General features: G+C 71.7%; 11 protein-coding genes. 2 read left to right on the top strand and 9 right to left on the bottom strand.

Features of this window, described 5'->3' with window-relative positions:
* Window positions 1–67: 67 nt before the first annotated feature.
* Both ACWD1U_RS04820 and ACWD1U_RS04815 read right to left on the bottom strand, forming a co-directional pair.
* Window positions 68–232 carry a hypothetical protein gene (locus tag ACWD1U_RS04820; protein WP_094057638.1) on the bottom strand — a complete coding sequence of 55 codons (165 nt, stop codon included), beginning with the start codon at window positions 230–232 and terminating at the stop codon, window positions 68–70.
* Window positions 233–397: 165 nt separating this feature from the next.
* Window positions 398–559, bottom strand: a complete 162-nt coding sequence (locus ACWD1U_RS04815; RefSeq protein ID WP_451104432.1) for a hypothetical protein — start codon at window positions 557–559, stop codon at window positions 398–400.
* A 123-nt stretch (window positions 560–682) separates the two neighbouring features.
* On the opposite strand from ACWD1U_RS04815, the gene ACWD1U_RS04810 reads away from it, so the two are divergent.
* Window positions 683–1,807, top strand: coding sequence for a M48 family metallopeptidase (locus ACWD1U_RS04810; protein ID WP_451105013.1), 1,125 nt, complete (start codon window positions 683–685; stop codon window positions 1,805–1,807).
* A 37-nt stretch (window positions 1,808–1,844) separates the two neighbouring features.
* Here ACWD1U_RS04810 and ACWD1U_RS04805 read toward each other — a convergent pair whose 3' ends face one another.
* The 5 genes from ACWD1U_RS04805 to proB all read right to left on the bottom strand — a co-directional run bounded on the left by ACWD1U_RS04805 (window position 1,845) and on the right by proB (window position 6,832).
* On the bottom strand, window positions 1,845–2,915 hold the full coding sequence (locus ACWD1U_RS04805) for an SCO2583 family membrane protein (protein ID WP_451104430.1): 1,071 nt from the start codon (window positions 2,913–2,915) through the stop codon (window positions 1,845–1,847).
* Window positions 2,916–3,003: 88 nt separating this feature from the next.
* A complete protein-coding gene (locus ACWD1U_RS04800) occupies window positions 3,004–3,579 on the bottom strand; it encodes an SCO2584 family spore wall biosynthesis protein (protein WP_451104428.1) in 576 nt (191 codons plus the stop codon).
* A gap of 193 nt (window positions 3,580–3,772) precedes the next feature.
* Window positions 3,773–5,059 carry a glutamate-5-semialdehyde dehydrogenase gene (locus ACWD1U_RS04795; RefSeq protein WP_451104426.1) on the bottom strand — a complete coding sequence of 429 codons (1,287 nt, stop codon included), beginning with the start codon at window positions 5,057–5,059 and terminating at the stop codon, window positions 3,773–3,775.
* 72 nt (window positions 5,060–5,131) lie between these two features.
* On the bottom strand, window positions 5,132–5,590 hold the full coding sequence (locus ACWD1U_RS04790) for a hypothetical protein (RefSeq protein ID WP_451105012.1): 459 nt from the start codon (window positions 5,588–5,590) through the stop codon (window positions 5,132–5,134).
* Window positions 5,591–5,725: 135 nt separating this feature from the next.
* Window positions 5,726–6,832: a glutamate 5-kinase gene (gene proB / locus ACWD1U_RS04785; RefSeq protein ID WP_451105010.1), complete on the bottom strand. Its 1,107-nt coding sequence runs from the start codon at window positions 6,830–6,832 to the stop codon at window positions 5,726–5,728.
* A 665-nt stretch (window positions 6,833–7,497) separates the two neighbouring features.
* Between proB and ACWD1U_RS04780 the strand changes: the two genes are divergently transcribed.
* Window positions 7,498–9,564, top strand: coding sequence for a hypothetical protein (locus ACWD1U_RS04780; RefSeq protein WP_451104424.1), 2,067 nt, complete (start codon window positions 7,498–7,500; stop codon window positions 9,562–9,564).
* Window positions 9,565–9,820: 256 nt separating this feature from the next.
* Here ACWD1U_RS04780 and ACWD1U_RS04775 read toward each other — a convergent pair whose 3' ends face one another.
* Window positions 9,821–11,029: a glycosyltransferase family 2 protein gene (locus tag ACWD1U_RS04775; RefSeq protein WP_451104423.1), complete on the bottom strand. Its 1,209-nt coding sequence runs from the start codon at window positions 11,027–11,029 to the stop codon at window positions 9,821–9,823.
* A 200-nt stretch (window positions 11,030–11,229) separates the two neighbouring features.
* A complete protein-coding gene (locus ACWD1U_RS04770) occupies window positions 11,230–13,308 on the bottom strand; it encodes a hypothetical protein (protein ID WP_451105008.1) in 2,079 nt (692 codons plus the stop codon).
* Window positions 13,309–13,496: the final 188 nt, after the last annotated feature.

The raw sequence follows: 13,496 nt of genomic DNA, 5'->3' as shown, positions 1-13,496 counted from the left end.
CCCTGCCTGAGGGCTCCGGCCGCCCCCGTGGTCCCCGGGGTGCCCCGCGCGGGGCACCCTGCCGGGCTCAGCGGTCGCGGTTGAAGCGGGTGGTGATCCACAGCAGGAGCAGCAGGATGAAGAGTGCGGCACCACCGGTGAGGTAGGGGCTGAGGCTCTCGTGGTTTCCGCCGTGCTCCTCGCCCTCGGCGGCGAGGGTGACCAACTGGGCAGCGGTGCTGTGGAAGCTCATCTTCGGCAGGACCTATCGCGTGTGGGCGGGATAAAGACGTCGGCTCATCGTAAGCGGGCGCCTCGGCCGCGATCACCCCGACTCCGCCTGTTCGTGCCGCGGGCGACGGTACGCCCGGCCGCCGTGCCCGGTCCTGGGAGCCCGGCGGGGAACCTTCCCGGTCCCTCAGTCGTCCTTCTGTCTGTAGCCACGCAGCAGGAACCACGCGGTCAACGCGCAGCCCGCGATCATCACCAGGAGAACGACCCGGAGGAACCCCGGCCCCCCGTGCCCCTCGGCGGCGCTCGCGGCCTCGGTCAGCCAGGCTGCTGCGGGGTGGTGCTCCATGGCGGTGGTCTCCTTCGCTGAACTGCCCGACCACGGTAACTCCGCCTAGGCTGGGCTCTGCCTCGGGGAAGCAAAAGGCCGCACAAGGGGCCGCAAAGGTCATACAGACGCATGGGGGAAGACATGTCCGACGGCCACGAGCACAACGGGCACGAGCACGTGCCGAGCAGACAGCGCAGGCGCTTCCCCGGAATCTCCTCGCGTGCGTACGAGCATCCGGCCGACCGTTCCGCCCTGGTGGCGCTGCGCAAGCTGAGCGGTTTCGACACGGCGTTCAAGGCGCTCAGCGGCCTGCTGCCCGAGCGCAGTCTGAGGCTGCTGTTCCTGTCCGACTCGGTGCGGGTCTCGGACCAGCAGTTCGCCCATCTGAACGTGATGCTGCGGGACGCCTGCTACATCCTGGACCTGGAGAAGGTCCCGCCGATGTACGTGAACCAGGACCCGCAGCCCAACGCGATGTGCATCGGCCTGGACGAGCCGATCATCGTCGTCACCACGGGCCTCGTCGAACTGCTCGACGAGGAGGAGATGCGGGCAGTCATCGGCCACGAGGCCGGGCACGCGCTGTCCGGGCACTCGGTCTACCGGACCATCCTGCTGTTCCTGACCAGCCTCGCCGTCCGGGTCGCCTGGATCCCGCTGGGCAACGTCGCGATCATGGCGATCGTGACCGGGCTGCGGGAGTGGTTCCGCAAGTCGGAGCTGTCCGCGGACCGGGCGGGGCTGCTGGTCGGGCAGGACCTGCAGGCGTCCATGCGCGGCCTGATGAAGATCGCGGGCGGCAACCACCTGCACGAGATGAACGTGGACGCGTTCCTCGCCCAGGCCGAGGAGTACGAGGCCGGCGGCGACCTGCGCGACTCGGTGCTGAAGATCCTGAACGTGCTGCCCCGGTCCCACCCCTTCACCACCGTGCGGGCGGCCGAGCTGAAGAAGTGGGGCGAGTCGCGGGACTACCAGCGGATCATGGACGGCCACTACGCGCGCCGCGAGGAGGACCAGGACACCTCGGTCCGGGACTCCTGGCGCGAGTCGGCGAACCACTACAGCTCCAGCGTGAAGAGTTCCAAGGACCCGCTGATGAAGCTGGTCACGGACCTCGCGGACGGCGCCGGCGACCTGGGGGACCGGGTCCGCCGCGGCTTCGGCGGATTCACCGGCTCGGCTCAGCGGCCGCCGCGGGACCCGGAGGCGCCGGGCTCGCCGGACTCTCCGGGGGACGGCCGGCCGCCGCGCGACGACAGGTAGGGACACCTGCGGGTCCGCAGGGCTCCCAGGATCCGCCTCACACCTTCGGCTGCGCGCTCGTCGCCAGGGAGCCGCACAGGGCCGTGGCGCTGCCGGTGGCATAGGGGTCGGTGCCCGCGGGGCCGCCCTCCTTGGCCGTCTGGCCGGCGAGGAGAGGGCGGAGGTGGTTCGTGGAGTCCTCGGCGCAGGACAGCGGACCGGCCTGGACGTAGGAGACGACGAGCTGGGCCTGGTGCAGCCGCAGGTCGTCCCGGTCGAAGCGGAACTGCAGCTCGCGCCGCAGGGTGAACAGGGACACCTCGTCCTCGGCGCCGGCCCCGGCCGGCCGCAGCGCGTACACGAAAGTGTGGTCCGCGGTCACCTCGAGCGTGGACGCGTCGGCCTCGGCGGCCTGCAGGGTGCCCTGAACGCGGACCTTCTGGTCGGCGAGCTCGGCGCGGGAGGGGTCGAAGCGGACCAGCCAGCCGGTGGGCGCGTGGCGTCCGTCGGCGGTGGGGCGCGCGAAGCTCTGGTCGAACTGGTCCAGCTGGTCGGGGTCGAGCAGCACGCGGACGGCCCTGACCTCGCCGCCCGTGAGCACCTCCGGGTCGAGGGCGGAGCGGACGATGTAGTCCTTGGCGGTGGTCAGGGCGGCCACGACCTGGCTGTCCGAGAAGTGCGCGGTGCGCCGCGAGGCGGGCAGCGGCACGCCCTCCGCGCCGGACTCGAACTGGGCTGCGGGGCTGTGCTTGTACAGGAACGCCGTATCGGCCGTGCCGGGCACCCTGCCCTCGGGGGCGAGCGGGATGACGGTCATCCGCAGGGGCTCGACGGGCTCCCTGGCGGTCGGGGCTTGGTAGGGGTGGCGTACGCCCATGTAGATCGCGGTGCCGAAGGCGATGGCGATGAGCAGTACCAGGATGAGAGCCTGCCGGGACAGACCCCGGCGCAGGGGCGGGCGGCGGCGCACTGCGGGCGCGTGGTCGGCGATGCGCTCCTCGGCGGAGAACTCCTGGAGGCGGGCAGCGCGGACGAACGACTCGTCGAAGACGACGGATCGGTACTCGTCCTCGCCACCTCCGGGAGCGCCCTCGGGTACCCCCTCAGGTGGGTTTCCAGGCCCGCCCATATCTTCAGGGTAGGTCGCGGGGAGCACGGGTAAACGCCCTGCTGCGCCACAAGTTCTGACAGGTTCTCACCAGGACGGCGGCTTCCGGTCAGGGGGTACGCGGGATGACCGACATGGCCGGCTGGGAGTGGTCGGCGGAGGCGGAGGGGGCGGCCCGGCTGCCCTGTTCCAGGCCGGTCGAGGCGGGCGGCGGGACGGGTTCCTCGCGGTTGGAGGACGCGCCCCGGTAGACCGCCGTGAAGGCCAGGGCGACCATGCCGATGCCCATCACGAGCGCGAGCAGCCAGGCGACGGGGCGGTGCCAGCGGACCTGTTTGGAGTACGGCCCCGGATGGCCGTAGTGGTCCTCCAGGATGTCCGGGTCGTCGAACTCGTCCAGGTCGTGATCACGGCCCGAACCGCCGTGACCGTCCGAGCCGAACCCGTCGTCGTAGCGCTCGCCTCTGGCGTGGGCGCGGCGGGCCTCCGCCTCGGAGGCCTCGGCTCTCGCCCGTGCCGCGGCCAGGAGGCGCTCCACTGCGGTCGGCTCGTGCACCACGGCCGCGCGTACGAAGGCCTCGTCGAAGACCACGGAGGCGAACTCTTCGTCCGACACCCCGCGGTCGTGGTCGTCGTCGGGCTCCCGGCCGTCCTGAAACGGCGTGCCCCCCACGTCCTCCGGCACGGATCCAGAGTAGACCTGGGGGGTCAATTTGGGCAGACGGTATGGAAATTCATCCGCCGGTCGGGGCGGGCTCTCACGGGGTTCCGGGCAGCGCGCGCCCGGCTGATCCGCCCTCGCCGCACGCATACACGCCGCCCGTACCGGCCCGCGGGAGTATGCGGAACCCCGCATACTCCTCTACGCCGTCCGTGGCTCAGCGCCGTACGTGGCCGTCTCCGGTCACGATGTACTTGGTACTGGTCAGCTCCGGCAGGCCCATCGGGCCGCGGGCGTGCAGCTTCTGGGTGGAGATGCCGATCTCCGCGCCGAAGCCGAACTGGCCGCCGTCGGTGAAGCGGGTGGAGGTGTTGACGGCGACGGTGGTGGAGTCGACCAGCTGGGTGAAGCGGCGTGCGGCCTGCTGGGATGTCGTCACGATGGCCTCGGTGTGGCCGGAGGTCCACAGCCGGATGTGCTCGACGGCCTTGTCCAGCGAGTCCACCACCGCCGCGGCGATGTCGTACGACAGGTACTCCGTCTCCCAGTCCTCGGTCGTCGCCTCGACGACGGTGGCCTCCGAGTCCTTGGCGTAGGCCTGCACGCGCTCGTCGGCGTGCACGGTCACCCCGGCCTCCGCGAGGGCGTCCAGGGCGCGGGGCAGGAATTCGGCGGCGATGTCCTGGTGGACCAGGAGCGTCTCGGCGGCGTTGCAGACACCGACCCGCTGGGCCTTGGAGTTGATCAGGATCTCGACGGCCATGTCGAGGTCGGCCTGCGCGTCGACGTAGACGTGGCAGTTGCCGGTGCCGGTCTCGATGACGGGGACGACGGACTCGTTGACGACCGTGTTGATCAGGGAGGCGCCGCCGCGCGGGATGAGCACGTCGACCAGGCCGCGGGCGCGCATCAGCTCGCGCACGCTGTCGCGGCTCTCGCCGGGCACGAGCTGGATGGCGTCGGCGGGCATCCCCGCCCCGCCCACGGCGTCGCGCAGGACGCGCACCAGGGCGGTGTTCGACTGGTACGCCGAGGAGGAGCCGCGCAGCAGGACCGCGTTGCCGGACTTCAGGCAGAGGGCGGCGGCGTCGACCGTGACGTTCGGCCGGCCCTCGTAGATGATCCCGACGACGCCGAGCGGCACGCGGACCTGGCGCAGGTCGATGCCGTTGGGCAGCGTGGAGCCGCGGACGACCTCGCCGACCGGGTCGGGCAGGGCGGCGACGTCGCGCACGTCGGAGGCGATGGCACGGACCCGCTCGGGGGTGAGCGTGAGCCGGTCGATCATGCCCTCGCTGATGCCGGCCTCGCGGGCTTTGGCGACGTCCTTGGCGTTGGCTTCGACGATCTCGCTCGTGCGGACCTCCAGCGCGTCCGCGATGGCGAGCAGCGCGTCGTCCTTGTCGGCCCGCGGCAGCGGCGCGAGGCTCGCGGCGGCGGCCTTGGCGCGGTAGGCGGCCTGGGTGACCGGGGACATGGAGTCGTACGGAGAGAGCGTGGTCATGAGGGAAGGGTAGTGCGCCGGACGCATCCGTTCATCGTGCGTTCCACAGCCCGAGACACTCCATGGACCGGATCAGAACGGGTGAACTCCGACGGGCGAGGCAGGGGGCGGGCCGTACCCCTCGGCGATGCGCTGGTGGTAGGTCGCGCGGTCGATGACCTCCAGGCCGACGATCTCCCAGGGCGGCAGCCCGGCGGTCTGCCGGTGCTCGCCCCACAGGCGCAGGGCGACGGCGGCCGCGTCGTGCAGGTCGCGAGCCTCCTCCCAGTAGCGGATCTCCGCGTGGTCGACGGCGTAGCGGCTGGTCAGGAGGAAGGGATGGTCGTGGGCGAGCTGCTCCAGGGCACGCCGGACCTCGGGGAGCGGGGCCTCCTTGCCGGAGACGCTGAGGGTGACATGCCACAGGCGAGGGGTGTCCGCGGGTTCCTCGCCCTCGAACCGGTCCCCGGCCGCCACACTGGTCAGGGCGCGCTCCTCACCGGCCGAGCGGGAGCCGGCACCACCGCGGGACGCCGTGGTCCCAGGGCGCACTCGTCTCACGACGGCCTCCTTCGCTCAGTGGCGCTGCTGCGGAACAGTTCCCCGGGACAAAGTTGAGCAGGCCCGCAAGGGTTCGCGTGGCGGTTTTGCGGAACGTCCACCACCGGGGACGGACGTTTCGGCACATTAAGGGTGCAGGACCACCAGGTCGTCCCTGTGTACGACCTCACGTTCGTACGCGGGGCCGAGTTCCCGGGCCAGTTCGCGGGTCGAGCGGCCGATCAGCCGGGGGATCTCCCTGGCGTCGAAACTGACGAGCCCCCGGGCCACGGCGTGGCCCGTGCCGTCGCGCAGTTCGACCGGGTCGCCGGCACTGAACTCGCCCTCGACGGCGGCGATCCCGGCGGGCAGCAGCGACTTGCGGCGCTCCACGACGGCCTGCACGGCGCCGTCGTCCAGGGTCAGTGCGCCCTGCGGGGTGGAGGCGTGCTGGAGCCACAGCAGCCGGTCGGCGGAGCGCTTGCCGGTGGTGTGGAAGTAGGTGCCGGTGTCCTTGCCGGTCAGGGCGTCGGCCGCGTGGACGGCGCTGGTGAGGACGACGGGGACGCCGGCGGCGGCCGCGATCCGGGCGGCCTCGACCTTGGTGACCATGCCGCCGGTGCCGACGCCGGCCTTGCCCGCGCTGCCGATCTCGACATGGGCGAGCTCGGAGGGGTCGCGCACCTCGGCGATGCGGGACGTGCCGGGCTTGCCGGGGTCGCCGTCGTAGACGCCGTCCACATCGGACAGCAGGACCAGCAGGTCGGCGTGGACGAGGTGGGCGACCAGGGCGGCGAGACGGTCGTTGTCGCCGAAGCGGATCTCGTCCGTGGCGACGGTGTCGTTCTCGTTGACGATCGGGAAGGCGCCCATCGCGAGCAGCTTGTCCAGGGTGCGGGAGGCGTTGCGGTGGTGCGAGCGGCGGCTCATGTCGTCGGAGGTCAGGAGCACCTGGCCGACACGGACGCCGTAGCGGGCGAAGGAGGCGGTGTAGCGGGCGACCAGCAGGCCCTGACCGACACTGGCGGCGGCCTGCTGCCGGGCCAGGTCCTTGGGCCGACGGCGCAGGCCCAGCGGGGCGAGACCGGCGGCGATGGCACCCGAGGAGACCAGGACGATCTCGCGCTCCCCGCCACTGCGGACCTTGGCGAGCACGTCGACCAGCGCGTCCACGCGGTCCGCGTCCAGGCCGCCCGAGGCGGTGGTCAGCGAGGAGGACCCGATCTTGACGACGATCCTGCGGGCCTCGCCCACGGCCTGCCTTGCCCCAGCCACGTCCTCGTCCGTCCCCTCGCGTCGACTCGGTCCCTCACCGGGAAATCTACGGGACGGACCGGCGGGGCGCGGCGCCGGTCCACGCTACGGACGGTGCGGGAGGCGTCACGGGCGGGCTGCGGGGCCTGCCGTGCCAGGGGACCGGGCCTGCCGTGCCCCGGGGACCGGGCCTGCCCTGCCAGAGGACCGGGCCTGCCGTGCCCCGGGGACAGGGTGGCAGTGGCGCGGCGCCCTTCCGCCGCCGGCTTGTCGGCGCCCGGGCGCGGTGCGCACGCGCGTGAAGACGAGAGGCGATGGCGCGGCGTGACGTGTGCCTGGCGGCGAGCACTCAGGGGCGGTCCGGACGACAGGCGGTGCCGGGGCCGCGCGTGCCCGGTGGCGACGACTCAGGGTCGGCGTCGACGACAGGCCGGGGCATCACACGTGCTCTGCGATGAGCGCCCGGCGCCGGGCCCGCGGACCCGCCGTCCGGGCCCTCGACCACGCCCCCGGTCCAGATTCCGTCCCCCTCGTACGCCGCTTCGAACACACCTGCGCCCCACCCCCGCAGGCAGCCCCCGGACACGCGCGTGTCGTCAGGTGGTTGCCGCGCGTTAACCCGGACGGCCGTCCTGCGCCGAACCGACGCTCCTGGAGTGACCGCAGTGCCCGTACCTCTCCCCCGCCCGCCGGCCCTGCTCAAGGGGCTGGTCACCGTCGTCCTGGCCGCCGCGTTCGCCGCACAGGCGGTCGCGGCGCTGCTGCCCCACGTGCCGCTGCTGCTCGCCGCCACCGCCGTCTCGCTCGCCACCGAGGGCGCCCTGTACCGGTGGCAGCGTGGGGTGCTGTCGCTGTTCGCCAAGTCGCACGCGGACATCACCGTGCGGCACGTCCTGCGCGACCTGCTGCTGGTCGTGGGCCTGCTGCGGCTGGGCGAGCAGGACCGGGAGACGGTGTACGCCCCGTTGGTGGCCGGTCTGCTCGTCTTCTACGCGCTGCACTGCGCGATCCAGGCGGTCTCCGTCCTGGTGCGCCGTACCCGCACCCTGCCGGTGGTGACGCGGAACATCGACGCCTCGGCGCTGCGGCTTTCCCCCGCCCCGGCGGTACTGCTGCGCCGCCCCGGCCACCGGCTGCTGGTCTTCGGCCTGCCGTCGACGGCCGGGCTGCTGGCCGCCGCACCGGGCGACGAGCCGGTGTACGCGGCGGCGGGCATCACGGTCTCCCTCACCCTCTCCCTGACCGGTCTCGGTGCGCTGCTGCTCCGGCTGCTGCCGGGTCGCCGTCCGGCGAACGAGCAGGAGGTGCTCGAGTGGTTCGACGCGTGGCTCGCCGCGTACCGGCCGACCGTCGGGCTGTACTTCTCCGGCGGGGCCGCCTCGGCCTACCAGGCGAACATGTGGCTGGAGCCGCTCGCGCACGTCGACGGCAGGCCGGTCATCGTGCTGCGCGAGCGGTTCATGGTGCAGAAGATCGCGGCGACGGACATCCCGATCGTCTGCCTGCCGAAGGTGTCCACGCTGATGCGTCTGGAGCACTCCACGCTCCAGGTCCTCATCCACCCGTCGAACTCCGGCAAGACCTCCCAGGTCCTGCGCATCCCCACGATCAAGCACACCTTCGTCAACCACGGCGAGAGCGACAAGCTGTCCTCGTGCAACCCGTACGCGAAGGCGTACGACGAGGTGTGGGTGGCCGGGCCGGCCGCCCGCGAGCGGTACGCGCTGGCCGAGGTCGGCGTCGAGGACAAGGACGTGGTGGAGACGGGCCGCCCGCAACTGGACGGCGTGACACCGTACGCGGGCCCGCCGGCCGGGGCATGGACGACCGTCCTGTACGCGCCGACCTGGGAGGGCTGGGACGGCAACCCCGGCAACACGTCGGTGGTCGCGGCCGGGGAGAACCTGGTGCGGGCGCTGCTCGCGGACCCGGGCGTGCGGCTGCTGTACAAGCCGCATCCGCTGACGGGCTCGGTGGACCCGCGCGCGGGCGCGGCCGACCTGCGCATCCGCGAACTGATCCGGGCGGCGAACCGGGAGCGGACGGGGACGCCTCCGCCGACCGGTGCGGAGCTCGCCCGCCGCACCGCCGAGTTGGACCGGCTCACCACGTCGGTCTTCCGGACCGGGGCCGACACGGTGGAGCGGATGCTGGCGCAGTCGGCGCCGGAGCCGGGCCGTGCGGCGGTCGTGGCACGGGCGACGGCCGCGTGGGAGGAGGCGTACTGGGCCTCGCTGCCGGAGGGCGAGCACCAGATCATCACGGACGTCCGGCCCGCGCTGTACTCCTGCTTCGACGCGGCCGACCTGCTGGTCAGTGACGTGTCGAGTGTCATCAGCGACTTTCTGGCCAGTGAGAAGCCGTACGCGGTGGCCAACACCAGCGGGCTGCCCGAGGACGCCTTCCGCGCGGCGTTCCCGACGGTGGCGGCGGCGACGGTGCTGACGCCGGACGCGGCGGGGGTGCCGGGCCTGCTGGAGACCGTCCGGCATCCGGAGACGGACCCTCTGGCCGAGGCCCGTGCCGAGTTGAAGCTGCGCCTGCTGGGCCCGGCCGAGCCGTCGTCGCAGGAGCGCTTCAACGCGGCTGCCCGCGCGCTGTGCGAGAAGGCCCGGGAGCACCGGGCCCGAGTGTCGGAACGACTGACGGCGGAACGCCTGGCGGCGGAACTGCCGGGCCAGCGCACCGGGACGGCGAGCGACCCGACCGGCCTGCCGACCGCACCACGCTGACCGACAGCACTGCGAGAGGACCGCGGAAGCCGGCGACACACCGGCCGGCCACCCCGCCACGAGACGACCGCGCGGCCACCGGAACACCGGCCGACCGCACCGCGAACAGGACGACCGCGGGGCCACCGGAATCCGTCCGGTGGCCCCGCATCGCTGTCCACACGGCAGCGAATGCCCGCCCCGCCCGGACCACGCTCCCGGCCGACCGCGTTCACGCCGCCACCCGGACCACGCTCCCCGCCGGCCCGGCCCGCGGTCACGCCGCCACCCGCACCTCCCGGGACGCCAGCACCCGCCGCGCCTTGCGTACCGCTCGTCGCATGAACGTGTCGACGCCGCCCTCCCGGTAGCCCGGGAACGCGCGGGCCTCGCGGGGCTCGGCGAGGTACACCGCGTCGGGGATGCCCGCGGCGCTGTCGCGGAAGTGCGGGTAGGCCAGGTAGACGCGGCGGCCCTTCTTCTCCAGGAGAGCGGCGGCCTGCTTCTTGGCCTTGACGAACTTCACCACGTCCAGGAGCAGCTCGGGACGCTGCTCGGCGACCAGATGCAGCCGCAGCCGCTCGTGGACCTTGAGGCGCTGCGCGACGCCCTCCGTCCAGTAGGCGTCCGTCAGCGGCCTGGCCAGCTCGAACTTGTGCCGGCGGACCTCCTCGCTGTCGGTCAGGTACTTGGGCCCGAACTGCGGCAGCAGCGTCACGAGGAAGGGGCGGACCATCAGCTGGTCACGCCGGCCGCCCGCGGGGACGTGCTCGGCGATGAGGTTCATCAGGGCCCGCGCGGAGTCGAAGCGCAGCGTGTAACTACCGCTCTTCGTCACGTGCTTGCCGTCGTCGCGGCCCACCAGGTAGTAGCAGGTGTGGTCGGCGACCACGGAGACGCCGTCCGCCCGCAGGTACGCCTCCATCGTGAACAGTGCGTCCTCGCCGGTGAACAGCGACTCGTCGAACCGCATGCCGTGCCGCTCCAGCAGCTCACGGCGGAACAGTTTCTGCGCGCTGAGGGTGAACTTGATGTTGGAGGAGAAGACGTCCGTCCGTTCCACCGTCCTGCCCCACATGGACTTCGGCGCCGTGCGGTTGACGCCCTCGACCTTGCCGAGGACCACGTCCGTGCCGGCCCGGTCGGCCATGGCGACCATCCGCTCCAGCGCCTCCGGGCCCAGCCGGTCGTCGGCGTCGAGGAAGAAGACGTAACGCCCGCTCGCCTTGCCCAGGCCGACGTTGCGCGGGCCGCTGGGGCCGCCGGAGTTCTCCTGCCGGATCACCAGGACGTGCATGGGAGCCCGCTCGGCGAACTCCTCCAGGTACTTCCCTGTGCCGTCAGTCGATCCGTCGTCCACCGCGATGACCTCGACGCGCTCCGGATCGAGGGTCTGCGCTTCGACCGACGCGAGGCACTCGATCAAGTACGGCATCGCTTCGTACGCCCCGATGATCACACTCACATCAGGCTGCGTCACGGTCACGTTTCCCCCTAGTCAATGGGATATTCCTCCCGTATCGCCTCATTCGCTACTTGGTAGACGGGTGATCGAGGCAAGCGGTTGCCTCGCACGTACGTTTTCGTGAGTCACCTCACACGGCGAACCCGCACGGGACGGGAAAACGAAAGAGTTCGGCCCCGAGGAGCTGCTCCTCGGGGCCGAACTCTTCAGTCGGCGGCGGTTCAGGCCGTGCCGACTCCGTCCGTGTCACCGGCCGTCGACACCCGCTGCCCGGGCACGGCGTTCGCCAACTCGGCCTCGGCGCCGGCGACGGCCGCCCGTGACTGCTGGCCGACGTTGCGCGTCTCGGCCTTGAGCGCCAGGTCCGCGACGGCGGTGTTGAACTGCTCGAGGGAGGTCGGCTCGTCCGGGCCCAGCAGGTACTGCTTGAGCTCCTTGCGGTCCTCGGCCAGCGGGTCGGCGGCCGGGTCGCGGACGGCGCTGAGCAGCTCGCCCAGCTCGGTGGCGCTGTTGGAGAGGATCACCGCGGCGCGCACCGCCGTGTTGTTCCGCTTGAACTCCTCGGCACCCGTCTCCGCGGAGTCCGTGACCGCGTACGGCTTGCCGCTCGCGATGAAGTCGGACACCACGCTGGAGATGTCGGAGACCATCGCGTCGGAGACGTTGAAGCAGTCGTACAGCCGCGGCTCGGCGCCGGTGATGACGCGATGCTCCCAGGAGGGGAAGGAACGCCAGTAGGCGTCGTTCCACTCGGCGCGCAGCCGGGCGACCTCCTCGTGCCGCGCGACGTCGACCAGCCCGTCACGGGTGGCCTCGGCCTCGTCGCCCCGGTCGCCGCCGGAGCCGGACAGCTGGGCCAGCCGGGCCTCGATCCGCTCCAGCTCGGCCTTGGCCTGCGCCTGGGCGGCGGTGTCGGCGACGAACCGCGGGTCGATGGCGCGCTCGGCGGCGGCCTTCTGCACCAGGGCGGTGATCCGCCGGTGGGCGGCGCCGGCCTCCTTGCTGACGGTGCCGGTGAACGGGTGCGGCTTGTACAGGACGCGGACCGGCGGGTCGGCCGCGACCAGCTTCTTCACGATGTTCTCGCCGGCCAGCACGATCGAGGTGTTGCCCGGGTTGCCGTCCCAGCCCTCCCAGGTGGGGGCGTACAGCACGGTCGGGATGCGCCCCTCGGGCACGCCCTGCCAGGTCTGGATCGGGGCGAGCTGCGGGCGGCCGACCTCGACGATGTCGTCGTCGCGGACCCCGACGTCGGCGATGGCGTAGCGGTCGCGGCCCGCGCGCCCGGCCGTCCACACCTCGTCGTAGACCTTGCTGAACGGGTTGACGCTGGCGAGCTTGTCGCTGTCGCCGTGGCCGATGAAGACGTGCTTCATGGTGGGCACGCGCAGCAGGTGGATGTTCTTGCCGACGTTGGCCGCGTAGAGCGCCACCCGCACCGTGGACAGGTCCAGGTTCATCAGGTGCACCCCTCCGGGCACGCAGATGACGGGGACCGTGGTGGGCGCCAGATTGTTCAGGATGGCCCGCTCACGCAGGATGATCAGCGGCTTGGAGTCCAGCTTCTCCATGGTGTCCAGCCACATGTTGACCTGGTACGCGGAGTCCTTGGACCCGGAGAAGTACAGGACCGTCTCTGGCTTGTACTCGCCCAGCCAGTCGTCGACGGCGGCCAGGACCCTGTCGGCTTTCGGCGGGATCTTCCGGCCGCGCACGAACGGCATGAGCGCCAGGACGTACAGGGTGGCGAGGGCCACGGTGACGCCGATCCCGATGAAGCCGATCAGGGCCGACTGGACCTGGGCGGCGAGCAGGATGCCGACGACCGCCGCGAGGTCGAGGTGCAGCATCTTCTCGGCGGAGCGGTGCAGCAGCCGGCGCGGCGGGGCGTTGGGGATGCGGATGCGGGACTTGAGGTCGACGTTGCGGGTGGCGACCGGCATGCGACGGCGGTTGCGGATCAGCTGGACCAGCGCGCCGTGCGGGGCCTGCAGACCGTAGAAGGCGATGAAGCAGGCGATCGCCCCGTAGTAGATCAGGTTGTCCGCGTAGGACAGCCGGGCCAGCAGCAGGATCAGGAGGAGCTGCCGGATCAGGAAGCGGATCGACAGGCCGGCCCGGACCTTGCCGAGGCGGTTGATCAGGTAGCTGCCCTTGCGGTGCAGATAGTGGTCCGCCAGGTACGTCACGGCGGCCGCTGCCGCGAAGGCGGGGACGCTCGGGACGAGCGCGGCCAGCATGAGGGCGGGGAATCCCGCCACCATGAGGACCGCCGCGGCCAGCTCGGCCGCGCTGCCCACCCGGGCGACGCGAATAGCGGTGGATATCACGGAGAAACCTGCTCTTGGGAGGGGTGTGCCGGTCTTGTTCAAGAATGCGGCTGGTCTGTGAATATTCCGAGGGGTATTGATTCAGGCCCCTGCGAACACTCCTGTTACCGGATTCGTTAACAGAAGGGCGCAGAGGCCTGAATTACGGAAGTCTATTT

The sequence above is a fragment of the Streptomyces sp. NPDC002788 genome (genome assembly GCF_053592115.1).
Note: the sequence above shows the minus strand (reverse complement) of the source record. Positions and strands in the feature narration are given on the sequence as shown.